22 protein-coding genes are annotated in these 26,177 nt (G+C 45.5%); 7 read left to right on the plus strand and 15 right to left on the minus strand.

The window, feature by feature from the left end; all coding sequences use genetic code 11:
* Positions 1-49 precede the first annotated feature (49 nt).
* From G395_RS0123650 to G395_RS0123680, 7 genes are all read right to left on the minus strand, one after another.
* A complete protein-coding gene (locus G395_RS0123650) occupies positions 50-745 on the minus strand; it encodes a GDSL-type esterase/lipase family protein (RefSeq protein WP_026632331.1) in 696 nt (231 codons plus the stop codon).
* Positions 746-832: 87 nt separating this feature from the next.
* Complete coding sequence (locus tag G395_RS0123655) at positions 833-1,513, minus strand: outer membrane beta-barrel protein (RefSeq protein ID WP_084439796.1); 681 nt, start codon at positions 1,511-1,513, stop codon at positions 833-835.
* Positions 1,514-1,521: 8 nt separating this feature from the next.
* Positions 1,522-2,178: a putative outer membrane beta-barrel protein gene (locus G395_RS0123660; protein ID WP_026632333.1), complete on the minus strand. Its 657-nt coding sequence runs from the start codon at positions 2,176-2,178 to the stop codon at positions 1,522-1,524.
* A gap of 161 nt (positions 2,179-2,339) precedes the next feature.
* On the minus strand, positions 2,340-3,650 hold the full coding sequence (locus tag G395_RS0123665; protein WP_026632334.1) for a TolC family protein: 1,311 nt from the start codon (positions 3,648-3,650) through the stop codon (positions 2,340-2,342).
* 15 nt (positions 3,651-3,665) lie between these two features.
* Positions 3,666-4,328 carry an ABC transporter ATP-binding protein gene (locus tag G395_RS0123670; protein WP_026632335.1) on the minus strand — a complete coding sequence of 221 codons (663 nt, stop codon included), beginning with the start codon at positions 4,326-4,328 and terminating at the stop codon, positions 3,666-3,668.
* 264 nt (positions 4,329-4,592) lie between these two features.
* Positions 4,593-5,477 carry a winged helix-turn-helix domain-containing protein gene (locus tag G395_RS0123675; RefSeq protein WP_026632336.1) on the minus strand — a complete coding sequence of 295 codons (885 nt, stop codon included), beginning with the start codon at positions 5,475-5,477 and terminating at the stop codon, positions 4,593-4,595.
* A gap of 85 nt (positions 5,478-5,562) precedes the next feature.
* Positions 5,563-6,024: a hypothetical protein gene (locus G395_RS0123680; RefSeq protein WP_026632337.1), complete on the minus strand. Its 462-nt coding sequence runs from the start codon at positions 6,022-6,024 to the stop codon at positions 5,563-5,565.
* Between the two features lie 143 nt (positions 6,025-6,167).
* Here G395_RS0123680 and G395_RS0123685 point away from each other — a divergent pair, with 143 nt between their 5' ends.
* Entirely contained in the window at positions 6,168-7,412 is a 1,245-nt protein-coding gene (locus G395_RS0123685; RefSeq protein WP_026632338.1) for an MFS transporter, read from the plus strand.
* Between the two features lie 42 nt (positions 7,413-7,454).
* The gene (locus G395_RS0123690; protein ID WP_026632339.1) at positions 7,455-7,733 is read left to right on the plus strand and encodes a DUF8507 family protein; all 279 of its coding nucleotides are present in this window, start codon (positions 7,455-7,457) and stop codon (positions 7,731-7,733) included.
* Here the strand turns inward: G395_RS0123690 and G395_RS0123695 are convergent.
* Both G395_RS0123695 and G395_RS0123700 read right to left on the minus strand, forming a co-directional pair.
* On the minus strand, positions 7,698-10,103 hold the full coding sequence (locus G395_RS0123695) for an ABC transporter permease (protein ID WP_026632340.1): 2,406 nt from the start codon (positions 10,101-10,103) through the stop codon (positions 7,698-7,700). The genes G395_RS0123690 and G395_RS0123695 overlap by 36 nt on opposite strands.
* A 120-nt stretch (positions 10,104-10,223) precedes the next feature.
* Positions 10,224-12,617, minus strand: a complete 2,394-nt coding sequence (locus G395_RS0123700) for an ABC transporter permease (protein ID WP_026632341.1) — start codon at positions 12,615-12,617, stop codon at positions 10,224-10,226.
* Positions 12,618-13,517: 900 nt separating this feature from the next.
* On the opposite strand from G395_RS0123700, the gene G395_RS0123715 reads away from it, so the two are divergent.
* Entirely contained in the window at positions 13,518-15,002 is a 1,485-nt protein-coding gene (locus G395_RS0123715; RefSeq protein WP_026632344.1) for a glycine--tRNA ligase, read from the plus strand.
* Between the two features lie 73 nt (positions 15,003-15,075).
* Here G395_RS0123715 and G395_RS0123720 read toward each other — a convergent pair whose 3' ends face one another.
* Entirely contained in the window at positions 15,076-15,333 is a 258-nt protein-coding gene (locus tag G395_RS0123720) for a helix-turn-helix domain-containing protein (protein WP_026632345.1), read from the minus strand.
* A gap of 136 nt (positions 15,334-15,469) precedes the next feature.
* Between G395_RS0123720 and G395_RS0123725 the strand changes: the two genes are divergently transcribed.
* Together G395_RS0123725 and G395_RS0123730 are read left to right on the plus strand one after the other, a co-directional pair.
* A complete protein-coding gene (locus G395_RS0123725; protein WP_026632346.1) occupies positions 15,470-16,939 on the plus strand; it encodes a nicotinate phosphoribosyltransferase in 1,470 nt (489 codons plus the stop codon).
* A 10-nt stretch (positions 16,940-16,949) separates the two neighbouring features.
* Positions 16,950-17,183 carry a DUF3820 family protein gene (locus tag G395_RS0123730; RefSeq protein ID WP_026632347.1) on the plus strand — a complete coding sequence of 78 codons (234 nt, stop codon included), beginning with the start codon at positions 16,950-16,952 and terminating at the stop codon, positions 17,181-17,183.
* Positions 17,184-17,216: 33 nt separating this feature from the next.
* On the opposite strand, the gene G395_RS0123735 is transcribed toward G395_RS0123730, so the two are convergent.
* From G395_RS0123735 to G395_RS0123750, 4 genes are all read right to left on the minus strand, one after another.
* Entirely contained in the window at positions 17,217-20,027 is a 2,811-nt protein-coding gene (locus G395_RS0123735) for a M16 family metallopeptidase (protein ID WP_026632348.1), read from the minus strand.
* 68 nt (positions 20,028-20,095) lie between these two features.
* Positions 20,096-20,548, minus strand: a complete 453-nt coding sequence (locus tag G395_RS30160; RefSeq protein ID WP_051350338.1) for a hypothetical protein — start codon at positions 20,546-20,548, stop codon at positions 20,096-20,098.
* Between the two features lie 94 nt (positions 20,549-20,642).
* A complete protein-coding gene (locus G395_RS0123745; RefSeq protein ID WP_026632349.1) occupies positions 20,643-23,612 on the minus strand; it encodes a DNA polymerase III subunit alpha in 2,970 nt (989 codons plus the stop codon).
* A 34-nt stretch (positions 23,613-23,646) separates the two neighbouring features.
* Positions 23,647-24,876, minus strand: coding sequence for a DNA polymerase Y family protein (locus G395_RS0123750; RefSeq protein ID WP_026632350.1), 1,230 nt, complete (start codon positions 24,874-24,876; stop codon positions 23,647-23,649).
* A gap of 142 nt (positions 24,877-25,018) precedes the next feature.
* Between G395_RS0123750 and G395_RS0123760 the strand changes: the two genes are divergently transcribed.
* Positions 25,019-25,783, plus strand: a complete 765-nt coding sequence (locus tag G395_RS0123760) for an XRE family transcriptional regulator (RefSeq protein ID WP_026632351.1) — start codon at positions 25,019-25,021, stop codon at positions 25,781-25,783.
* A gap of 5 nt (positions 25,784-25,788) precedes the next feature.
* Here G395_RS0123760 and G395_RS33125 read toward each other — a convergent pair whose 3' ends face one another.
* Positions 25,789-25,866 (minus strand): type II toxin-antitoxin system YoeB family toxin, encoded by a 78-nt coding sequence (locus G395_RS33125; RefSeq protein WP_084439799.1) that lies wholly within the window; start codon positions 25,864-25,866, stop codon positions 25,789-25,791.
* Positions 25,867-25,944: 78 nt separating this feature from the next.
* Here G395_RS33125 and G395_RS0123765 point away from each other — a divergent pair.
* A partial coding sequence (locus G395_RS0123765) for a transposase (RefSeq protein WP_026632352.1) occupies positions 25,945-26,177 on the plus strand: 233 nt, incomplete at its 3' end.

A 26,177-nucleotide genomic window follows, 5' to 3' on the forward strand; every position in this document is an offset into this window, starting at 1 on the left:
ACTGTTCTTTTAAAATCTTTGGATTTAGCCGCCAGGCCAGACATTTTCTCTACAATGCCTTTTCAAGAATCGGCTTGAAAACCTTGGTCCACCGGCGGTAACCCTCATCATTCATATGCAGGCTGTCGCTGACAAATATGCTCCCGTCCGGCCTGCCGTTTTTTAACATTACTGGCCAAACATCTATATAATGGTGTTTTTTGTCTTTTTTAATGTAGTCCTGGATCAACCGATTGGCTTTGATCACATCGTCCTTTTTAGCCCACCGGGACGGAGAAGGTTTTAGTGAAACAAAATATAGCTGCACATCGGGCAGTTTGCCGCGCACGAGTTTTACAAACGCAACGTATTCGTCCCGGACCTGTTCAGGCGTTTTAGGTTTTTTGCCGAACATATCGTTCTCGCAATAGGTCACAATTGTTTTAGGGTTGTATTTTAATACATTGCGCGGCGCATAATAGATTACCTCAGGGAATGTCGATCCGCCAAAACCGCGGTTGATAATCGGCAGCGGTGCAAGGTCTTCGGCTGCATTTTGCCACTTGGTAAATGACGAGCTTCCGGTAAAAACGATCCCGCCGGGCGCAGGCATTTTTATGGCGTCCTTCTTCTCATATGCTTCAATCGACGACTCAGATCTTTTTACGTCATAATCGGGCTGCCAGGGTTCTGCTAAATTAGCAGTGTTGGGTTTGTGACAAGCGCTCAGCCAAACGAGAATGAGAAACAGGGAATATTTTTTCATTGATATAAAAAATGGATATACCAAAGAAGGCATATCCACAGGGTTTTTAATGTAAAAAGTCTTAAAAATTAGAAATCAGGCAGCTTTTTAATTAGCTAAAAAATAACGCAGCCCCAGTCCGACGCTAGGGAAGGTGAAGGATGGCGACAGGTTATAAGTGAATCGATTTGATGTTGAGCTCGTATTGGATCCGATATAATCATTGTTGATTTTGGTGTAGCCCACCGAAAACGGAGTGGCAAATCCAAGACTCGCATCCAGCCACCATCTTTCCGACAACCTGTAATATACGCCAGCTCCCACACCTAATGCTAGCGTTGTCTCATGGGTTTTTCGGTCATTGACATCGTCCTGTTCGGTGATCCGTTCCTTTGTGTATTTGTAGTTGGCGCCTACATTCGGGCCGGCATAGATGCCGATTTTTTCGTTGAAATGCTTATAAAACTGCCAGAACCGCCCCACACCGATTCCATATTGATTGATCCCGCTCTGGGACTCATTTTGACCGTTGACATAGCGTAAGGTCTTGGCTCCGCCGAGATAACCCGTCAGGTTCCAGCCCACTGCTTTATTCTGCGTAATGAATTTTCCCACGCCAATGTTAACATTTCCGCTATAGTTATTTGTGGCTTCGGTTAAATCGGGATTGTTATTCGTGAAATTCACGCCTACGCCGCCTGACAGGAACCGCCTTCCTTCAAGCTGGGCCATTGCTGCCGTTGCGAGGCAAGTTTGCAGCAACAATATGATTAAAATATGCTTTTTCATGGCGTCGGTTAGTTAGATTTTTGGATATACCATGCAGCCCTCAACGTGAAATACTGCTGAATTTCAGACCTTAACCCCGTATCAAAGTTAATGTTGTTGCTATCGTTGAAGTTCACGTACGAAAGGTTAAGATTAAAAACACTCACGTCCGATTCAATCCAGAAACGCGGCGTCAGCCGATACGCAACGCCGGGTACAATGTTGATTCCCGCACCATAGCCATTTTTAATCCTGGATTCTTCGTCACCGGCATTTTTGGTTCTAACATAACTCAGGTTTACTCCCGAATGAACATATAGCAACCATTTAGGACTCAATGATTTGTACTTTCTGAGATAAGGAGTCAGATTCACGGCCAGTCCGTCGTATTTATATTTGCTTTCGGTTCCGGAGAAATCGTTTTTCGTCCTGGACAGGCTGATAGACGGACTCAGGCCAATGCCGAACATTGTATTCTCTTTGAAAACCCACCCGGTCCTCAGGGACGGATAAATGTTTGCGAGTTTTGCATCTGATTTGTAAGCATCATCGGATTTCTGGGTGGTGGCTTCTCCGTTGGAAGTGATGGTGGCGCCCCAATATCGGGTGCCTTTCGGAAGTTGCGCCCGGACCTCGCCAACCAGGCATAAAATGCCGAGGGACGAGAAGAGGATAAGTTTTCTCATAGCTGATGTTTTAGTTAGTTGGAGCAAGATAATAATGTTTATGTAACCAATTAGTTATTTAACTTAATTTAAGCAAATAGTACAAAAAAAAGAGGCAGTGAGAATGTCACTGCCTCTTAAAAATTACCGATACCAAATTTAACCTAACATTCTTTTATATCTTAAAATACGCCCGTCCAGTTTCCCTGGCGATAGTATTGCAATAATCTCTGCTGCATGACATAATCATATTTTGCCTGGATTGCATTGGCCTGTGCTTTGGCAAGATTGGCCTTCGCAAGTGAATACTCGAAGATGTTGGCAATCCCTGCATTTAACTTACTTTCTACCACTGCAAAGCTGGCGGTCAAGGATTCCACTTGCCCGGTTGCTGCGGCATATTTATCGGCCATGGCGTTCAGGTTCAGCACGGCGAGTTCAATGGCTTGTCTGAGTTGCTGATTGGTTACATCCAATGTGTTTTGCGCCAGACGCTCCTGCACTTTTGCATACTCAACACGGGGACGGGTTACCCAGCGACCCATGATCGGGATGTTCAGGCTCACGCCAATGGAGCCGTTACGGGTGGCGTTCAATTGTTTGAAATAATCAAGATTGGCATTTGTAGAAGCATAAAAAGCCCGCATGTTAGCGCCAAGACTCAGCGATGGGTAATTGTCTGCCTTGATACTTTTGACCTGATATGCAAAGCTTTGGCGGTACAACTCGGCACTCCGGAGTTCCGGAAAGGTCTTTTGCGCATCTTCATAAATGGCAGTCGCATTATCGGCTTGTGGAATAGTTTCTTTCGGGGTCAATGCCTCGAATTGGACTTTATCGTCGGGGCTGATGTTGATCCGCTGAAACAATGCGAGACGGGCTGTGCGGTAATTATTAAGCGCCGTAACCTGGGCAAATTTGTCATTGGCAAGCTGCGCTTTGATCTCAAATAAGAGGTTGGATCCAATAATTCCGGCATCTACTTGCTTGCTTACCCGGTCAACTTGCTGAGCCGATGATTCAACTTGCTGGTTAGCAGCGTCCAGCAATGCATTGGTTGCCAAAACATTCACATAACCCTGCATTAAAAGAACGGTTTGCGCATTCAAAACGGCGGTCCGGTTCTCTACTGCCGATTCTTTAAGCAGTGTTCCCTGGCGGATTTGATTTTGTAATTTAAAACCCTGAAAAATGGGAATGTTAACACCCGTTCCGATCGCATTATAACCATAAACCTGGTCTATATACGTATTGGTATATTGGTCAATGCTGCGACCGATATTCAAGCTCTGATCCGCCGTGATTGAAATCTGCGGCAGGATCTGCGACCGCGTTTGGCGCAATTGAGCCTGAGCAGCTTCCGCTTGAAGGCTTCCTTGTTTGTAGGTAAGGTTGTTTTTGATCAACAGATCCACACATTCAGCGAGGCTGAGCGTAGATTGCGCTTTCCCGAAAACCGGTAAAAGGCATAAAAGTAAAATTAAATGTTTCATGGCTAATAGATAATGCTAGGCTAACCACCCATCTTTTAAGCGTACAATCCGGTTTCCATAACCGGCATTGACTTCCGAGTGGGTTACCTGAACGATGGTAACTTTATCTTCCTGGTTAAGTTTTTGAAATAATTCCATAATCTCGATTGATTGCTCAGAATGCAGGTTCCCGGTTGGTTCGTCTGCAAAAATCACTTTCGGGTTATGCACAATCGCACGCGCAACGCCTACCAGCTGCTGCTGTCCACCGGAAAGCTGGTGCGGGAAAAGGTCTTTTTTTGCAACCATATTGAAGCGATCGAGCAATTCTGCAACCCTGCTTTTACGCTCCGATCCGGACGTTCCTTTGTAAAGTAGTGGTGTTTCAATGTTCTCATAAACAGTCAGTTCGTCGATGAGGTGATAAGCCTGGAAAACAAATCCAATGTGGTGACGGTGCAGTTCAGTTCTCTTTTTCTCAGACAATTTCTGAACGGGTTCGTCCAGGAAAAGATATTCGCCTTCGGAAGGTTCTTCGAGTAATCCTAAAATATGCAGTAATGTCGATTTACCGGAACCGGAAGGTCCCATGATCGATACAAACTCACCTTCTTTAATGTGTAAATCAATGTGGCGCAACACATACGTTTTGCCAAAACCTGCCGGGTAATATTTGGATATCTTTTCTAACTTAATCATAAAAAATGTTGGGTTTGAGATTTTTGGTATAATTACAGACAAGCACATTTAAAAACAAATGCATATACCTCCGTCTCTTATGCCAGTCCTATTAAAAAAAGGCTTGCCAAAAGGTTAACTCATTGATAGTAAGAAGTTTCATTTTTGATTATAAAGCCGAACCGTCCGAAATCGTACAAATGTGTACGGTATCGGACGATGCGAAATGAAGCGTTTAAAAGGGACAAAAAGGCTTATTAAGCCCATTCAAAATGACTAAAAGTTTTAGGAAAAGATCTCCATTTTGTATCCAACACCGTGGATGGCGGTAATCTTCACAGCTGGATCGCTGGCGAGCATTTTGCGAAGCCGGGAAACGAACACATCCACACTGCGGCCAACGATCACGCCTTCATCTTCCCAAACAGATTTGAGAATAAAGTCGCGATCCAGGACCTGATTCGGGTTTTTGGCAAACAATGCGAGCAGTTTTGCTTCCCGGAATGTAAGTTGGTGCGTGGCGTCGCCGGAAATCAATATTTGATTACTAATATCAAAAAGCGAAGCGCCGAGGCGTGTCCGCGTGTCAATAGTAATAGTGGCAGCCGGTGGAATGGGCGTCAAATCCTTTTTAAGCCTGGTTTTGTTCCAAACCATAAAACCCAGACCCGCCAGCGCGCTTCCAAACGGCAGCAGCCACCAGTTTCCGCTTGCGGTTTTAGTCTCATTGTTTTCAGGGATAAAGCTGATTTGTAGTTGGTAACAGCCTTTTTCCTGCCTTCTGCCACCGCAGGCAACGCCGTCTTTTTGGTTAAGTTCAAGAAAGTTATAGCCGAGCTGGACTCCTCCGTCCGCACAATTCAGCACCATTACATTATAGCCGCGACTGATGTTCTGCATTTCAAGCGACTGATTCAGTAACACCGGAAGCTCTTCATAATCAAATAAATGCTCCATCCGGATCGAGAAGGTGTTCGGGTCAGTTTGCTTGACGGGCGGAATGGTTGACAGCGAATCGCCGTTTTTTAGTAACAGCAAATGTGCAGTGCGCCGAAGGGCAAGATTGGCTTTTTCAGCAAACCGGAATTGCTCATTATTTGCGAAAACCTCATTTCCCGAAAGGCATAATCCAACGAACAGCACCAGGAAAACAATTTTCCTGAAATCCATGCAATTCGGGACTGAGGCAAATCGGATCGGTTGCATTGAAAGGGGATCAAAGAGGATAAACAAATTTAACATAATCCATCACAAATCAGCAGCCATCGCCTTTTTTGTTAAAACCAAACCATTTGAATTGAGGTGTTAACTGGCTGCTGCGCACGGTGATCACTCGGCGACCGATCTGACCCTCTTTATCTACGGGATCAATGATCAGCTGATCGCCGGCTTGCGCGGGTTTCAGAACTTCATAAATATCACCTTCCAGAACGGCATAATTGTGCGCATATGCATCACCATTGATAATCTTTCCGCCTCTTTTCAGGTAAATAATGAATGGCACTTTGGTAATCCGGCTGGACTGAGGATCAAACTTTACGAGCGACAATTTGCCTGAACTTGCGGCAGCCAGTTGCGAAGGACTTGCCGAGCGGCCATTCAGCAGAACCGGGTTCCAGTAAAAACCATCCACCGTTTCCTTGGGCAACGCAACAGAGGGCGGAAGCGAAAACACGACGGTCAGCGCTGCCACGATTTTCCAGAGACTATTTTTCATAACATTTGACTTAAAAGGTTAGCTGTTTTTTGATTAAATCAAATGTAGGGCAACCTGAAAGAGACGCCGTAAAAGGCCTGTAAAACATTGTAAACGAAATGTAAAAGATTCGTGTTACCAAAAATGAACACCTAATCAACGAATTGAAAACAGTATCCTCCCAAGATCCCTACGCAGCGCTCCGGTATTCCGATTTCCGGTTTTTCATATCCAATTCATTTCTCTTTTCGGCGTCCATCCTAATCCAGGAAGTCATTGTCGCGTACGAACTTTATAAGCTCACCCATGATCCGCTGGCACTCGGATTAATCGGGCTCGCGCAGGTAATCCCTTTTGTAATAACATCCATTTTTGGCGGTTATGTGGCTGATCAGAAGAATAAAATTACGATTATGCACATTAGCCTGGTGGTGATTCTGCTGGGTTCTGTGATCCTTTATATGGCCTTTCAACCATTTATTTATGACAGGCTTTCAGAGACGCAGCATTTGATCGTCATATATGCTGTTTTTGCTTTAATAGGCTTTGCAAAAGGCTTTTACTCACCGGCTTCCAGCTCGCTGAAACCATTTCTTGTGCCCCGGGTAATCTATCACAATTCATCCACCTGGAGCAGCTCATTTTCACAGGCGGGATCCATCACCGGTCCGGCCATAGCCGGTTTTCTTTACGCTTACATGGGCCTTACGAACACATTATTAATTGTGATCGGCAACTTCGTGGTCTGCTGGATTTTGTTAGGGATGATCAAAACACGCCCCGAATTTCCGAAAATTGTTACGCCGATTATAGAGAGTATGAAAGAAGGTTTCAGGTTTGTTTTCCGCACCAGGATTGTGCTATATGCGATTTCGCTGGATCTGTTTTCGGTGCTTTTTGGCGGTGTGGTGGCTATTTTGCCCGTTTTTGCAGAGGATATTTTGAAAGTCGGGCCGCAAGGGTTGGGATTGCTCAGGGCAGCTCCTTCCATTGGCTCGCTGCTCACAATGTTTGCCATGGCTTACTATCCGCCCACGCACAATGCCTGGCGAAATATGCTTATTGCCGTGGCTGGTTTTGGGGTTTGCACCATTATTTTTTCCTTATCAACTAATTTCATGTTATCCTGCGCCGCCTTGTTCGCCACCGGAGTCTTCGACAGCGTAAGTGTAATCGTCAGACAAACAATCCTGCTCATTTATCCTCCTGACGAAATGCGCGGGCGCGTGGCCGCAGTAAACGGTATTTTCGTAAGCTCCTCCAACGAACTCGGCGCATTCGAATCGGGAGTTATGGCCAAAGCATTCGGCACAGTCCCATCTGTCATGGCCGGCGGCATCCTCACCATCATCGTCGTCAGCTACATTTACATGCGGTCCAAGGATCTGTTTTCAGTGCGGTTGAGTTAGTTTAAATCGCGATATTTAGTAAATTGCATTGGTAAAATCAGGATGGAAATGGTGTCAACATCGGAACAATTTCGTGGGAGTAGCAAGCTTAATGATATGCAGATTAGCTTATTAAGGCTTTTCGAACAGGGCATTAGTGAGTCAGAGGAACTTGAAGTTCGGAAGATGTTGATGGATTATTTTGATCAGGGATTGCAAAAAGAATTGAAAGAAGTTTTAGACAAAAAAAAATACTCAACTCAGGATTATCATAAGATGCTTTCGGATGATAATCCCCAACCCGCATCACTCACTCCGCAGGCTCTTTACCGGATTCATTAATGCTGCTTTTGTGGTTTGGAGGCAGACTAGCAGGATGATTATTAGACAAAATCCGGTTCCGACCAGGGCGAACGGTTCCCAGCCGACCTGGATGCGGTAGGCGTAGGTTTCCAGCCAGCTTTTCATTGTCAGGAATGCCAGGGGGAAGGAGATGAGCATGGCTAATGCCATTACCAGCAGGAATTCTTTGACAAAAAGCATGATAATGCCTATTTCCGAGGCGCCCAGGACTTTGCGGATGCCCAGTTCACGTGTCCGGCGGGCGACGTTGAGTGAAACCATGCCGAGGATGCCGAGTAAAACAATCACTACGGAGAGAATGGTCGCTATTTGCGATGCCTTTTTCAGCTGCATTTCGGATTGATACAGTTTTTGAAGCGTGTCGTCCATGAATGCATATTCAAACGGCGCATCGGGCATCAGCTCCCGCCATTTGTTTTCAATAACAGCCATGGATTCACCCAAATTAGCCGGGTTGAGGCGGAATGTGAGGAAGCGGAACGCGTTTCCTTCTTTTACGTGAAAAAATCCCAATGGCTTGATAACCTGATGCATAGATGCGAAATTGAAATCTGCGGAGACGCCGTCAACAGTCAGTATGGCAGGCACATTATGAACCCTTACCTGCTGGCCAACCGCGTCTTGGGGATTTGCGAAACCGAGCGCTTTTGCAGCAGTCTGGTTCAGCACAATCCGGTTGGCCTGAAATGCACCCTGTTTGGCATTAAAAAACTTTCCAGCAAGAATTTTGATCTGGTAAGTGTCGGCGTATTTTTCGTCTGTGCTTACGAATTGGGTATGAATGGCCTGTGTTGAATCCTGGCCGGACCGGTATAGCCCGGTGTGCCCGCCGTTATTCCCGTTCGGAATTTCGTAAGACAGGCTCACATTACTTACTTCCTTCAATTGCGAAAGCTGGTCCCGGATGGCTTCCATTTTTGCTAATCCCTCGGGCGTCCAATCGCGGGGAACGGCAATGGAAACGAGCGATTCCTTGTTGTAACCCAGATTTTTGTTGAAAAAATAATCGACCTGTTTAGCAATGACCACTGCGCCCGCAAACACAAACAGGGCTATGACAAACTGCGAGGCAACAAGCCCTCGTCGTAACAGCACATTTTCCCTGATCGATTTGAGTTTGCCCTTCATGGAGTCGATTGAAGAGATGCCTGAAAGTATAAAAGCTGGGTAAATGCCTGCCAATAAGCCAATTATGAATGCGCAAAACAATGGCATAACAAATGAATAGGGGAACAATGCCAATGAAGAAGGCAATGGTTTTCCCAAAATAACCGAAAACGCTTCGCGCGAGACTTCGTAAAACAAAATCGAAAGGAGCATGGCTAGTAATGCAAGAATAACGGATTCAGCAAGAAACTGACCGACTAACTGCATTTTCTGGCTGCCCAGCACTTTTCTAACACCAATTTCTTTTAATCGGGAGGAGGATTTACCAATGGAAATGTTGACGAAATTGACAATGGCCATTAGCAAAATAAAAAGCGTCACGCCGGAAAGTGTGTAGATCATTTTCCGAACTAATCCATTGTTTGCGTCAAGATAATATTCTTTGAGAGGCGTAAGATAAATTTCCAGATTGGCCTTTGTATTTGCAGATCCGTGCGTCGCAAGGGTTTGAGCAATAGGCTTTTGAAGGTCCTTTGACGTTATGCCGTTTTGAAGCTCAATGTATGTGATCATGTATGGGAAATCCCAATTTTCTTCGGCGCCCTTTCGGCCATCCAGGCTGCTTAGCGGAATAAAAATTTCCACAGGCTTCGGCAACAGATTGTTCACAGAATTATTACCAAGCGTTTTCAAAACAGCAGTGACCTGGAATTCCTGCTTACCGCCGATGAAATTGTGTAGGGTTAATGTTTCACCCAAAACATCTGTTCTGCCAAAATATTTCAATGCTTTTCCCTCGGTTATGGCCACCGAATTGCTCCTGTTCAATGCGGTTTTGGCATCGCCGTGTAACAGCGGAAAACCATACATGGCAAGCAATGTTGAATCACCCGTCTGCACCTCCTCACGGAAATGTTTATCGTTTTTAGAAACGGCAACTGTAATGCCATCGTAACGGTAGAAATTCGCAACCAAACCCGGGTAATCAGCTTTTAACGTTGCGCCAAGCGGACCCAGCGTCGCCATATCAATGCCCATATCCGGGTTCTTCCATTTGCTGCGGACAATGTATTGATTGTCCGCATTTCGCAAGTCGCTGTTGACCCTCATTTCGCCCCATACGAAGCTCATAATGAGGAATGTAAATGTCATCCCGACCGACAGTCCGAAGATCATTACCAGTGAATAGAACTTGCGTTTGAGCAGGTTGCGCCAGGCGATTTTGAAGTAATTTTGGATCATTCCCAAAACTAGCCAAATTTTCGAGTGCTGATTTTCGCTGAGCTGCCGTTTAACTATTTTTAACGATTTGTTGCCCAGCGGTTGCCGCCCAGCGTTGCCGCCCAGCGCTTAATTCAGATGTTATTCGCTTTTTAATGATTCAACCGGATTAACCAGCGCAGCCCGGAGCGCCTGGAAACTCACTGTGAGCAGCGCAATGACCAATGCGATAAAACCAGCCGACGCAAACACCCACCATGATAAACCGGCCTGATATTCAAAGCTTTTCAGCCATTCGTTCATAGCATACACTGCCACAGGAATGCTGATCGCGATGGCGATTATGACCAATTTTAGGAAGTCGCCCGATAGGAGCAAGACGACATTTTGCACGCTGGCACCCAGGACTTTCCTGACGCCGATTTCCTTGGTTCTGGCCTCGGCGGCAAATGCTGCGAGCCCGAACAAACCCAGGCAAGCAATAACAACAGCCAGCACTGCAAATGATAGCAAAACGCTTCCCTGCTTTTGTTCTGCCTGATATTGTCTGGAAAAGTTTTCGTCGATAAAGTGAAAATCAAGCTTTGCTTCGGGATCGAAAGGCTTGTAAGCATTGCTGATGTAAGCCAGCGCTTCCTGCGTTTTCCCGCGTTGGATACGCACGTAAACATTGTCTTTGTCCGATGCCGCAGGGAGCTGGATCGCCAGCGGTTCAATTTTGTGCTGTAAAGAATAGGTGTGAAAATCGGCGACCACACCAATCACTTTTGCTTCCCTCGTTGTGCCTTTTTCATCAATAAAATATCTGATCCTTTTGCCTACCGGATCATTCCAGCCTTGTTTTTTTACCAGAGCTTCATTCACCAGCAGTGCGTTGGTTTGGTCAGCCGGGGAGTTGTCGTGAAACCTTCTGCCTTGCAAGAGTTTAATTTCCAATGTTTTAACAAAATCGCCATCTGCCGAAAATCGTTTGATTACCTGTGGCGAACTTGGCATTTCACCAGATTCAGTTTCTATGAACAAACCGCCGGAACTTAACCCATTGTTCCCTAACGGATTGCTTGCAGCAGCAACGCTTTCGATCAGCGGGCTCTGGTTTAGTTTCTGCTTAATCGCGTTGATCTGGCTCCTGGTTTCTTCTCTATCAATATGAAATGTTAAAACCTGATCTTTATTGAAACCCAGGTCTTTGTGATTAACATAATACAATTGTCGGTATACAATGCCGGAACAAGCGATCATGATCACGGTTACGGCAAATTGGAAAACCACCAGCGATTTACGGAACTGAGCACCGCCGATCTGGCTGCCCAACTGACCTTTTAAAGCAATAACCGGCCGAAATCCAGACAGCATAAAGGCAGGGTAAATGCCGCTGACCAGGCCGATGATCACTACAAATGCCAATGCTGCCAAAGCCGTTGACCAACCATTGTCATAGCTCATTGTCAACGATTTATTCGCTAATTCATTAAAAAAAGGCAATGCAATCTTTACCAATAACACACCGATTATCCCTGCTGAAAGGGTCATTAGAAATGATTCGGTCAGGAATTGGGCAACCAATTGTGAGCGCTTCGAGCCAACTGCCTTACGCACACCCACTTCACGCACCCGTTTCATGGAGCGCGCCGTGTAAAGATTCACGTAATTAATGCAGGCAATGATGAGAATGAGCGCAGCGACGACAGAGAATATATAAATCGTGTTAATGTTTCCGTTTGCGCCGATCTCATATTCAAGGTCGGAATGTAAGTGGATGGAAGTCAGTGGCTGTAACGACATTTTGTACCGCACATCTCCAAGCTCGCTTTTGAGGTATTTTGTAAAAAATCCGTCGAGTTTATGCTCAAATTTTGCAGCGTCGACGCCATTTTTCAATAATATATAAGTGTAAAGATTCGATTGCTGCCAGCCAGAGGTGTAATTCTCAGGAAGCGAGCGCAGTGCTTGAAAATTCAAATGTGAATTAGCTGGCACGTCGGCAAGCACGCCGGTAACGGTATTTGGATAATTATTTGAAAACAAAACCGTCTTCCCCAAAGCATCGGAAGCATTGCCAAACAATTTCTCTGCCAATTTTTTAGTAAGGACTATTTTTTGCGAACCCTGCAATGCTGTTTTTGGATCGCCGTAGAGCATCGGATAAGTGAAAATGCCAAAAATCGAAGGGTCTGTAAAGAAAATATTGCCAGCCTCGATCTTCTTTTCTGCAAAGGTGATCGTCCCGCCACCTTCCGTGCTGATTCTGGCCGTCTTTTCAATTTCAGGATAATCGTTTTGCAGTGCAGGAGCATACGGAGCCGAAGTAGGCGCAAATTTGAAGCCGCCGGTAGACCATTTTGCTTCGTGCGTAACCCGGTAAATGCGGTCGGCCTTTTCGTGAAAATGATCATAGCTTAGCTCATCCGCAACATACAAAACCATCAGCCAAACCGCCGCCATGCCGATCGCGAGCCCAAATATATTCAGACTGCTAAACAGCCTTTGATTCCGAAAGTTCCGAAGAGCAATTTTGAAGTAATTAAGGAGCATGATATGAGTTATTATTAGTTAGGATCTAAAACTTAATGTCATTTCAGCTTATAAAATTAACATGCCATTTAGTTTATTGGCTCAAAGTCAATATGTTACAAAACGGTCACGTCCAGAACTTGTTCACTTTCGGACAAAGCATTTCTAATTTCGAAAAGTACAACGCGCTCTTAAAATACCGATAGGAAACTCGCAGCCACCGCCAGGTAATTGAGCGAGGATTCCAAGTTATTTCTCAAAAATGTCGAATATCTTGCAGCAAAAAGCCCGGCCCCGAGATTGGCGTCGGAAGGGCGGGACGAGAATCATTTAAATAATATTTCACTATTTAAACAGTTACAACTTATGAAATTATTTGCAGGAAAAGCTGCCAGGCTGCGCTATTATCCGGATGCGGTGATAGAATAGATCCTGTGATATCAACTATTTATCTAGAAGAAGGGGATAGAGCAGCACAAAGACGACAGGCTATTCCTGAATTGTATGCGCATTATCAGAACAGTGCAAAAGACAGGGAGGCATACGAAGTAATATCAAAGAAAAATGGAAGGTTCATTATAAATTATGTGCCAGGCTTGGAGCTGTTAACATTATGTGGAGATCCTGGGAGCGGTTGGTCAAGGCAATTTGCGAATGTAAGTGACGATGTGCTTAAAATCCTTGTTGACGAAAAGGTCATTCGATGATCTTGAAATTCATGGAACTTTAGGCAGCAAATTGGATAGCCTGCTAATATCGCAAACACCGATATATAGAGTTAGAACAAATGGAAGGCCTTCGCTTTGAACCCCTAAATTTTCCAACCTTCCTGCCGCATTGACAGCAAATTCGCTAATTTTGCCCAATTGATGATTTTAGTGGATTCAATTGTTGTTATTTATTGATTTTTAACCAAATAGAATGAACCAAGCACCTGCTACTTCTTTACAAGACATTGTTGGGCATGCCAAAGAATACGGTTTTGTGTTTCCCTCTTCTGAAATATATGATGGATTGCAAGCTGTTTATGACTACGGTCAGAATGGTGTTGAGTTAAAAAATAACCTGAAAGCGGCTTGGTGGAAAGCCATGACGCAGCTGCACGACAACATTGTGGGCATTGATGCGGCTATATTTATGCATCCGCTGACCTGGAAGGCTTCCGGTCACGTGGATGGTTTTAATGATCCGATGATCGATAACAAGGATTCTAAAAAGCGTTATCGTGCGGATCAGCTGCTGGAAGGAAAAGCGGAACAGTATGAAGCGGAAGGCCAGGCTGAAAAAGGACAGGCTTTGCTAGCTGAAATGGGCCGTTTGCTGAGTGCCGAAGATCTGAACGGCGTTCGCGAACTGATCATTGCAGAAAATATCAAATGCCCGGTTTCAGGAACGGCCAACTGGACGGAAGTGCGTCAGTTTAACCTGATGTTCAGTACACAGGTTGGCTCGGTTGCCGAGGAATCGAACCTGATTTACCTGCGTCCGGAAACGGCTCAGGGAATATTTGTCAACTTTCTGAATGTGCAGAAAAGCGGCCGGATGAAGATTCCTTTCGGGATTGCGCAAATTGGAAAAGCTTTTAGAAATGAGATCGTTGCGCGTCAGTTTACATTCCGTATGCGGGAATTTGAACAAATGGAAATGCAATTTTTCATCCGCCCCGGCACCGAAATGGCCTGGTACGAAAGCTGGAAAGAGGCTAGGATGAAGTTCCACAAAGCGATTGGCTTGCCTGCGGAAAAACTGAAATTCCACGATCACGAAAAACTGGCGCATTATGCAAACGCGGCTGTCGACATTGAATATCAGTTCCCATTTGGTTTCAGGGAAATGGAAGGGATCCACTCAAGAACAGATTTTGACCTGAGAAACCACCAGGAATTGTCGAAAAAGAAACAACAATATTTCGATTCGGACCTGGACGAAAATGGTAAGCCTTACGGAAATTACATTCCGTATGTGGTTGAAACTTCGGTAGGGGCGGACAGGCTTTTCCTGGCCACATTCTGCAACGCTTATACTGTTGAGACGGTTGGAGAAGGCGATAATGTGAAGGAAAGAACTTATTTGAAGCTGCATCCTGCCCTGGCACCATTCAAAGTGGCGGTGCTTCCGCTGGTTAAAAAGGATGGGTTGGCTGAAAAAGCGCAGGCGATTGCAAACTCGCTGAAATCGTCTTTCCGCACCACTTATGATGACGGCGCGGCCATCGGCAAGCGTTATACCCGCCAGGATCTGATCGGAACGCCGTTCTGCATTGCGGTAGATTATCAAACTATGGAAGATGACACCGTAACGATCCGCCACCGCGATACAATGGAGCAGGAACGCGTTGCCATCAGCGAATTAAAAGAAAAGATTGGCTATCAGGTTGCTATCGAGCGCATTCTGGAAGCAATCTGATATTTAAGAGAAGGCATAAAAAAGGGCTGTTTCGCGATGAAACAGCCCTTTTTTACTTTCATGCAATGTTACATCATTTCGAAGTGTGCAGCCGCACCAGGTCTTCGGCGTTTGAGCTTAGCAGATCGACTGTATCAACGTCCAGAATGTGTGAGATCTGTATGAGACGTTCCAGCGTAATGCGCGTGTAACCCAATTCGATCTTACTATATGCATTTTGTGAAATGCCCAGCTTCATCGCCAGATACTCCTGTGTGTAATTCCTGTACTCCCTGATCTTCCTGATATTCAATGCAACAGCCCGGATCTGCGTGTCTATCGATTCGCTCATGAAACATATTTTTTGTTAACAAGACATCTTCGTTATCAAATATATACGACTTTCCATGGTGCAAAAGATCACTTGCGGATCAGATTTAGTCTGGAATTTTGTTAATTAGTCGATTCATATTGTGTCAAAATGCGGGATGATTAATCAATTATATAACACTTCACTAAGCTTACTCACTGATCTGTATCAGCTTACAATGGCTTACGGCTATTGGAAAGCGGGAAAGGCCGAGCAGGAAGCGGTTTTCAATCTTTATTTCAGAAAACATCCGTTTCAGGGCGGCTTCACCATTGCCTGCGGACTCAGCAGCGTTATTGATTATCTGAGTGAATATCGGTTTAGCGAGGAGGATCTTGCTTATGTCGGCTCCATTGCAGGGAATGACGGCGAAAAACTGTTTGAGCCTGGTTTTTTGGATTATCTTAAAAACATGGAATTCGCGTGCAGCATCGACGCAATACCCGAAGGAACCGCTGTCTTCCCAAACGAGCCGCTTCTACGCATCCAGGGGCCGATTTTACAATGTCAGTTGCTGGAAACTCCTCTTTTAAATCTCATAAATTTCCAATCGCTCATTGCCACAAAAGCTGCCCGGATGCGCCTGGTTGCGAAGGAGGACTCGCTGCTTGAATTTGGTTTGCGACGGGCACAAGGTCCTGACGGTGGCGTAACGGCAAGCCGGGCCGCCTACATCGGTGGTTTTGATGCGACGTCGAATGTCCTGGCCGGTAAACTGTACGATATTCCTGTAAAAGGCACGCACGCGCACAGCTGGGTTATGTCGTTTGATAATGAATTGGAGTCTTTTGAAACGTATGCGCAATATATGCCCAACAATGTAACGCTGCTCGTGGACACCTACGACTCACTCAATGGTGTCCGGCATGCGATCAAAGTGGGCAATCAGCTTCGGGAGCGTGGTTATGACTTGGGCGGAATCCGGCTTGATTCCGGCGATTTAGCATATTTAAGTATTGGAGCGCGGAAACTTCTGGATGATGCAGGGTTTGAGAAAACCAACATTGTGGCCAGCAATGATCTCGACGAGCACATTATGGACAGTTTGAAAATCCAGGGAGCAAAGATCAATGTTTGGGGAATAGGCACAAAACTCGTGACGGCCTATGATCAGCCTGCATTGGGCGGTGTATACAAGCTTGCTGCAATCCGTTCGCAGTCGGGTGAATGGGACTATAAATTAAAACTTTCGGAGCAGGCTATCAAAGTTTCTACGCCGGGGATACAGCAAGTACGCCGTTTCAAGGACACCAAGGGATTTGTGTCCGACATGATTTTTAACATTGAAACACCGTCAACCGGCAAAGCAACCATGGTCGATCCTTATGATTTCACAAGAAACCGGTCATTTTCAGAAACCACATTTTTTGAAAACTTGCTGGTGCCGATTTTTGCCAAAGGTTATCTGGTTTATAAAATGCCTTCCGTTCATGAAACGAGGGATCGCGTTCAGGAACAGCTTTCCAACTTTCACAAAGGCATCAAGCGATTTGTGAATCCGCACACCTATCCTGTGGGTTTGGAAAAAGGTCTTTTTGATATGAAAACAAACCTTATTTTAAAACTTCGCGTAGCAAACGAATCTTAAAACGTTATTTATGGAAGAAATGCAAGTGCCCGATCCGGCCATTTTGAAGGAGCTATTGAAATACAAAATGCCTTTCGGGAAATACAAGGACACATTGATCGCCGATCTGCCGGTTTCATATCTGGAATGGTTTCAGCGGCAGGGATTTCCGGCAGGTAAGCTCGGAATGTTGCTCAGCACCATGTATGAAATCCAGATTAACGGGCTAGGGGAGCTGCTTTACCGACTGAGGAAGATGCAGTAAGTTCTGCATCTTCCTCGATGTCAGTTTATTGGGTTACTTCTTTTCAGGCATTAGCACAACCTTGATGAAGTTGTCGTCATTAAAATACTTTTCAGCCGCGGCTTTGGTGCTGGCAACGGTGATGGATTTCAATAATTTGTCCTGCGTGAAGATCTCGTTCAGATCGTCGCCCAGGAATGTGTTATCATCCAGGTAATCCAGCCAGAAGTTGTTGGTTTTCAAGGCAGTTTCCGTTTTACGTTGTGTTTCGGCTACAAATTTTTCAATGTCTTTTGGATCTGCACCGTTCTGCTTCACCTTGTTCACTTCCTCTCTCGCGCGTTTCACAAGCTTGTCCACATTCTCGGGCGCGCATCCAAAACCAATGCTGAACCGATAATGTCCTGACGGGAATTTGTCAGTGCTTTCTGAAACACTTACACCATACACGCCACTTTCTTCTTCGCGTAATGCCTCTATGAGCTTGATTTGCAGCACCTCCTGTAATGCTTCGATCTGCATATTGTTTTCAGGGCTATATTCAAATTCACCACTGGAAATCAATGTAACACGGCTTTTAGGCTCTAAACCCTTGTAAATCGTTTTGTCAATGGTCCCTTTCGGAGGGAAAATGTTGGGGTGTTTGAATGTATCATCGCGATCGGTTGAAGGCAACCCGCCAATGTATTTTTCGAGCAGCGGCTTAATTTCTTCCGGCTTGAATGCACCTACGAACGTAAATACGAAATCGGATGCATCTGCAAAGCGGTCTTTGTACATTTCCACCGCACGATCCAAATTCACCTTATCAATGCTCTCCGGCTTCAATGGCCTGCGTTTCGGGTCATAGCTGGTCAGGACGCCATTCAGGGAATCGGAATAAACCTTCTCAGGCGTAAGCGTTTTCTGCATGTTTTCGAGATAGGCCTTTTGGTTTTCCAATATCCCGGTTATTACGTCCGCATCTTTCCTGGGTGCTGTGAAGTAGGCATATATCAGCTGCAATGTCGTTTCCAGATCTTTCGGATTAGTGCTGCCGCCCATTCCCTCGGTCAGCTCGCTCAGGTAAGGCCCGGCACTGGCCGTTTTTCCAGCCAGGAATTTTTGCAGTTGCGTTTGATTATAAGGCCCTACACCGCCAGATTGAACCAGATAACTGGCGAAAATACCCGTTTCACGTTCCTCAGGAAATAGCGAATAACCCCCTTTTCCTGTTGCTTTGATCAGGATTTCATCATTTTTAAAATCTGTCGGTTTCAGTAAAATCTTTACACCGTTTGACAATGCAAGCTCGGTAACGCCCAATTTATCCAATTGCTTTTCGCTGGTCACCTTCCCAGGTTTTGGTTCGGCAGGCAAAAGGGGAGAGTCAACAACGTCATCCACATAGGCGGTCACATCTTTGCCTGCTTCAAGCAACAGCGTCCGGATTTCGGCTTCCTTAGGCAGTTCGTCTTTACTCTTTTCGGGCCCCATGACCACTACGGCCCTGTTTTTGTCTGTAATGTATTTTTTGGCAAGCGCATTAATTTCCATCAGTGAGACGCCTTCCAAATGCTTTTTTACAAATTCAAAATAAGCCTCTGCGCTCATATAAGGCTCCTCGTGCAGAAAATGGTCCAGATATTCCTGAACATGATTTGCCGATTTGGTCTTATCCCGTTCTTTATAATACTGCTCAATGGAGTTGTAAAAATCTTTTTTTGCCCGATCCAATTCCGGCTGTGTGAAGCCAAATTTCTGCACACGCGCATTTTCTTCAAGTAATGCGGTCAATGCAATTTTCATCGAAGCCGCATCTTTGGCCAATGCTATCGAAGTATAAGAATCCAGGTCACCCAGGAAGTCGCCATACTGGCTGTCTCCGTACAAAAAAGGCGGATTCGCTTTTTGGGTAAGCTCCTGCATGCGTTGCGCCATCATTGAATTATACAATCCCTGCGCGAAGTTGTCCCGCACATTTTTCAATGTTTTCTCTTTGCTGTTGGGCTGCTTGTAGATAAGCTGAATCAGATTCTGCGGATATTCCGGATCTGTCACGATGGCCACCTGTGTTGATCCATCAAGTGGGATGGTATATTTTGTCCGTTTCTTAACATTGACGGGCGCAGTCATTGAACCGAATTTCTGCTTGATCGTAGCTTCCACTTTATCCACATCAAAATCACCGACAGCTATAACGGCCATCAGGTCAGGGCGATACCAATCCTTGTAGAATGCTGTAATTGTCTCCGGTTTGAAGCTTTTAAGAATGCTGTCTTTTCCAATCGGCAGCCGCTCCGCATAGCGCGAATTATTAAGGATTACTTTCAAGAATTTATCCCGCATACGCTGTTGCGCACCGCGTCCCATTCTCGATTCTTCCAGCACAACGCCCCGCTCTTTTTCAATTTCCGCAGGATCCAGCAAGGCGCCGTGCGCCCAGTCTTCCAGCACTTGAAGGCCTTTGTCCAGCAATCCAGCCGAATCAGTAGGGATGGGCAGCATATAAACAGTTTCGTCGAAACCCGTATAAGCATTCAAATCTGCCCCGAAGCGCACACCGGTCTTTTGAAGGAAGTTAACCAGCTCATTTTTTGGGAAATTGGTTGTTCCGTTGAAGTTCATATGCTCCATGAAATGCGCTAATCCTTGTTGCGCATCCGTTTCCAGGACCGATCCCGCCTTTACGGCAAGTCGTAATTCTGCACGATTTTTAGGCTCAGCATTCTTTCTGATATAGTAAGTCAGGCCGTTTTTAAGTTTCCCGGTCCGCACACCCGGATCAAGCGGGACTTTTTGGGTGGAAAGATCCTGGGCAAAAGAAATTGTCAGCGGGCCAATTCCAAATCCCGCGATATATAAAGCGATCAGCGCCTTTTTCATCGTTTTTATTTTAATTAATGCGATCAGAAGAGTGAAAGATATTTAAAAAACTTGCGACTTTTTCGAAATCAGCGACACTTCTCATTTCTAAACGTCAGGCCATTGGTGAAATCTAACTTGGATCTGTCGCTGAACTTCATGCTGCCGTCTTTTTCATCCACCGGCCCGAATCCTTCGACCCAGTTGCCATCCTTTTTCAAAAACACCACCTCACGTGTCGATTCAACGCCCTCGGACATGAACTTGTAATCGGCCCGCAATGTGTCACCATTGATTTTACCCTCAATTTTGCCACGGTTCTTATCTTTTTCAAATAAGCTGTATTTCAGTTCCCCGGTCACAATGCTGTCAGCCGTCATATCAATATGCAGGAAGGCAGAGTCCTTTTCGGTTGTGTAAGCGTAACATTCGGAAATAGGCTGAGCGGTGTTCTCGGTCGCTGAGGAGGATTCGGATTCTTTCTTTGTGCACGCCGCAAAAATGCAGGCAAGCGCAAGGATAAGATGGATTTGCTTTGTCATATTCGTTCTGTCAAAGATATTAAGATGAGTCAAGGTAATGCTTTAACCAGCCAAAGCCGGATGAAACGTAGTAAAATTTCCCTTTTTTGTAACCTTAACGCGTTGCTGAGTCCATCCTTGTAATTTCAATCACTTCAATGGTTAAAAAACCAAATTCTTCTGTCACTACGCCACGGATTTTATAAACACCTTTTACGGAAAAGTTAAACTTCGCTGCGACCTGTGGAAAATGCACGGTATCAATGAAATGCCCTTCCTGATCCAGAAAAGTGCCGAATTGCATGGTTTCACCCCTTGCCGTCCGTGTGTTTTTAACTGCTACGAGATATCCATATTGCACCACTTCGCGATTAACGTAAGCATGGAGGTCTTTGCTCATGACGCTTTTCGGCAGCGCATTTTTCAAAAGATCGAAGGGGCTGCATAGTGCAAAACCCAGCAATTCTATCTGATCATATGCATCGTCAATCGGCGAAGAGTGGAATGTAGGGAGCTGATAGTCTTTCACTTCTGTATGAAACAACTGCTTCTGCGGGATTTTTGCCGGTGTTTTGCTAAGCCGGAAATGCGCTTTCCAAAGCAACGTTTTTTTGTTGATTCCCGTAAATCTGAATGCGTCGATGCGGATCAGGATCGTCAATTGCTCGATCGAAATGGCGACGCGATCAATGAAATTATTCAGGGATGTGAACACGCCATCCTGCTCACGTGCCGACACAATTTTCAGGATCGTTTTTTCTTCAATTTCGTTCAAAAACTGCAATCCCAGATAAATGTCCTTTCCCTTAATCACGGCTTGCGCATTGCTGTTGTTCACGCAAGGCGCCATGATGGTCGCGCCCATCATGCGGGCCTCGTGCAGATATAATTCCGGTGCGTAAAAACCTCCGCCGTTATTCAGCACGGCGACCATATATTCCAACGGATAATATGCTTTCAAAAAGAGGGTTTGGTAACTTTCCACTGCATAGGACGCAGAATGTCCTTTAGCAAATGCGTAGCCGGCAAAACTGGCGATCTGATTCCAGATTTCCTGTGTCGTTTGCGGGGCGTAACCCATATCCGAGCAGTTTTTGAAATACTTTTTCTTCACACGCTCAAACTCATCACGCCCGCGAAATTTGCCGCTCATTCCACGCCTGATCACATCGGCTTCGCCCAATGTAAGCTTGGCAAAATAGTGCGCAACCTTGATCACATCTTCCTGATAGACCATGATGCCGTACGTTTCAGGCATTAATTTTAATAATTCAGGATGTGCTTCCTGGATTTTTTCAGGATTTTGGTGCCGCAAAATATATTCGCGCATCATGCCGCTTTTCGCCACGCCAGGCCTGATAATGGAGCTTGCTGCTACCAGACCGAGATAGTTATCCACTTCCAGCTTGCGTAAAAGCATGCGCATAGCAGGAGATTCCACATAAAAGCAACCAATGCATTGCGCCTGCTTGATGAGCTCGTTAATTTTTGGATCGGTCTTGAATTTTTTGACATCGTCAATGTCAATAGGCTGCTCCTCAGGGCGATTGTATCGGATCACTTCCAAAGTTTCCTTAATCTTCGCCAACCCCCGCTGCGCAAGAATGTCATACTTGTTCAGTCCCACATCTTCCGCAATCACCATGTCAAATTGCGTGGTAGGGAAGCCTTTGGGTGGCACATCGGTTGCGGTAAAATAATGGATAGGCCGTTCTGAAATGAGGATTCCGCCCGCGTGAATGCTCAAATGGTTTGGCTGATTATTATCCTGCAAATAACCCGCATACTTAATGACCAGCCCCGAAATCTGATCTAGTTTTTTCGGGTCAAATTTTCCATTGCTCAGCGCATCGATCTCATAAGCAGGCAAACCGAAAACTTTGCCTAACTCACGCACGGCTGCACTGTGCTGGAATGTGCTGTAAGTCGCCAGCAATGATGCCTGCCCATTTTTTCCAAAAGTGTCGAAAATGTATTGTGTCACATCCTCGCGGTCGCGCCATGAAAAGTCGATGTCGAAATCAGGCGGATTTTTGCGATGGAGGTTGATGAAACGTTCGAAATAAAGGTCCAGCTCTATCGGGTCAACATTCGTAATGTTTAGCAGATAAGCCACAATGCTGTTCGCGCCGCTACCGCGACCTACATAATAATAGCCTTTTCGTCGTGCATAGCTGACAATGTCATGGTTAACAAGGAAGAACGGCACGAAATTCTGCTTCTGAATCAGATCCAGTTCCATGGCGATCCGGTCAAAAATCTCGTCCGTTACATGCGCACCGTATCGATAGCCCAATGCCTGATAACTGAGTGACGTCAGTTTTTGATAATCGTCTTTTGCGCTTTCACCATAGACCCGCAGATTCTGATGCTCCCGGTCATCACCGAAATTGAAATGAATGCTGCATTCCTCCATCAATTTTTCCGTGTTATGGATAATGAAATCAAGATCTTTTTCCTTGAAATGATATTCCAAAACCTTCAACGGCATGATTTGCTCGGATTCTTCGCCCGTTTCCGAGGGTGAAAGCTTGCTTAGCAATGTGTTCTCATCGATCGACCGCAATAGCCGGTGCATGTTGAAATCGCGCTTGTTACGAAAACTCAGCGGCTGCATAACCACAAACTTTTCCTTATGCTTATATAGTGGCGAAAAGCGAATTCTGTTCAGGTCTTTTTGCGCAATGCCAATGAACTCATTAGGTAGCAATGTCTCTTTTTTGGTAGCAAATAGTTTTTCAAAAGGATAAATGAACACTGCATTTTCCAGCTCCGGTGCTTCATCCGGGAATGCTTCTTTCAATAAAGAATGTTTTGACAGGAAAGCATTCAGCTCCTGAAACCCGGCGTTATTTTTAGCTAACCCTACATATTGCTGCTGCATTCCATTACGAAAATCAATTCCTACGATTGGTTTAATGTCATATTTCGGCGCCATCCTAATGAAGTTCAGGCAGCCGGATGTGTTATTAATATCGGTCAGTGCAATGCAGCCATAACCGTTTTCCCTGCTTATTTGAAGCAATTCCTGTTCCGGAATAGTCCCAAAACGAAGGCTGAAATAAGAGTGACAGTTGAGTAGCATGGTATTTTGGAAATAAACTTATTCGTCGAGTAATTCACGCATTCCGATGTGCGGGGATGATGGGTGGGTCGCCGTTGAAAGGGTTTCCCATGCTGGAAATGTTGGGGATGCCGATGGTGGTGCCCCAGCTTAGGATCGCGTTTCCGCGCTTGTCGGTGCCGTATCTGTTCCGGATATAATCCATAGCCTGATAAAGATTTAACTTCTCCTCGGAGTCGTCGAACATGTTGATCTGATGACTTCCGGAAACAAGATCACTGAAATTGACTCCTACAAGCCGCACCATCATTCTACGGTTATGCAGCAAATCGAATAACCTTTCAATCTGAGGGATTAATGTATGATCGGCCGATGTGTAAGGAATCTTCACTTGTTTGGAAACCGTATTAAAATCGGAATACCGGATCTTTACGGAAACGCAGGAGGTGAGTTTGTTGCCATTGCGCAGCTGGTAAGCCAGATTTTCACCCATAGCCCGCAACATTTCCCGCATTCGCTTCACGTCGCCAGTGTCTTTGCCGAAAGTCCGCTCATTCGATATCGATTTGCGCTCATGAAACGGGATGATAGGAGAGTTATCAAGCCCATTTGCGCGATTCCAGAGCAGAATGCCGTTTTTACCCAATATTTCGCCCATCATTTCCACCGGCATTTCCTGTATCGTTTTCACATACTTGACGCCCATGTCGTAGAGGATCTTGTTCGTCTTGTCCCCGACCATCGGGATCTTTTGCACGTGCATGGGCGCCAGAAAGCTTTTTTCTGTCCCTGCATCGATCTTCTTATGATTGTCAGGTTTTGCCTCACCGGTTGCGACCTTAGACACAACTTTACTGGTCGAAAGGCCGCAGGAAATAGGCAGGCCGCTCTCACGTTTGATGCGCGCTCTCAGGTTGGTAGCAAGCTGATAAGTGCCAAAAAACTTGTCCATTCCGGACAGGTCCGCATAAAACTCATCAATGCTGGCTTTTTCAAAAACAGGCACGGTGTCGGCAATGATCTCTGACACGATTTTGGATTCTTTGGAATAAATCCCGGCTTCGCCGCGAATGATCGTCGCTTCCGGGCAAAGCATACGCGCCATCTTCATGGACATGCCGGAATGCACGCCAAACGGTCGAGTTTCATAACTGCATGCCGCTACTACACCCCGGTCCCCGGTGCCGCCAACAAGCACGGGACGGTTGTTAAGACGGCTGTCGTGCTTTCGCTCCACCGACACAAAAAATGTGTCCAGATCCAGATGTAGTATCGTACGGTCCATTGCGTTTGGAATTTTTACAAAAATATGGATTATTTCCAAATATATGGATCATATCCCAAAACAAAAAGGAAATATTCCAAAAAATATGTATCTTTGCTTGTGATAAGGAGTTACAGATTTTTTTTGACCTGATCATTCGGCTATGCAGATCGACGAGGAATTCAAGCGTTTTAAACAAATTAGGGAAGAGTTGAATCTGACCCAGTCTGCGTTTGCAGACGAGCTGGGCATCAGCGCGACGACCGCTGATATTGAGCGCGGGCGGACGCGGATTCCCGGGCAGGTTGTGAAGGAATTATTGCGAAAATATAGCATTAATCCATTGTGGCTTTTTGGTGATAGCAAGCAGAAATATTTACAGCCGGACAAGTTGCTGATGAGTCCCAAGGTTGTGACCGTAGATAATGCTGGCAAAGACAATATCGTGCTGGTAAGTGCCAAAGCGGCAGCTGGTTATCCTAATAACATTGGGGATGCACAATGGTTTGAGACGTTGCCCGCCTTCTCTATCCCGCTGCCCGAATTCCGGAATGCTACATTCCGAGGTTTTCAGGTAGAAGGCGATAGTATGTTGCCGGTGCTGCATTCGGGCGAATGGATCGTCGGGAAGGCGCTGGATGATTGGGAAAGTCTTAATCCAAAGCAGATCTACGTCGTGGTGACGGTTGATAGCATTTTGGTAAAAAAAATCCAGCAGGAAAGTCAGTCTACATTCATAAACCTGGTTTCATCAAACCCCGAATACAGTCCCATCCGCATCGATCGCAGCGAGATCAAAGAAATTTGGATCGTAAATAGCAAGCTAACTTTCGATCTCGAAGCAGATCATCAGCAGGTCAGCTTGCTGAGCTTGCATACGGAGATGAAAGAATTAAAAGAGGAGATGCGGAAGCTTGTAGCGAGGTAAAAAGCTTAGTAGTGAAAGCGGCACTGAAGGATGTGGATTGAGTCATCCTTGACTTCGTAAATTAGGCGATGTTCGTCGGTTATGACACTATTTCAAAATCTGTGTAAAGTTTAAATCGGGGTTTGTAACTCCGATTTTTTACTTTTAACAAAACACATTTTATGAGACCAGAAGATTTGTTGACTGATGAGTTTTTAAAGCAGTTCAAGAGCCGCGATACGCTCAATGACTTTCTTGGCCAGTTGCAGAAGCGGGGCATTGAGAAGATGCTGGAAGGCGAGCTGGATGGGCACTTGGGGTATGACAAGCATGAACAGTCGCTCAATAATAACTCCCGCAATGGCTATGGAAAAAAGAGGGTTAAAACCAGCTATGGCGAGTCAGAAATAAGAAT

The sequence above is a fragment of the Dyadobacter alkalitolerans DSM 23607 genome (genome assembly GCF_000428845.1).
Taxonomy (GTDB): Bacteria; Bacteroidota; Bacteroidia; order Cytophagales; family Spirosomataceae; genus Dyadobacter; species Dyadobacter alkalitolerans.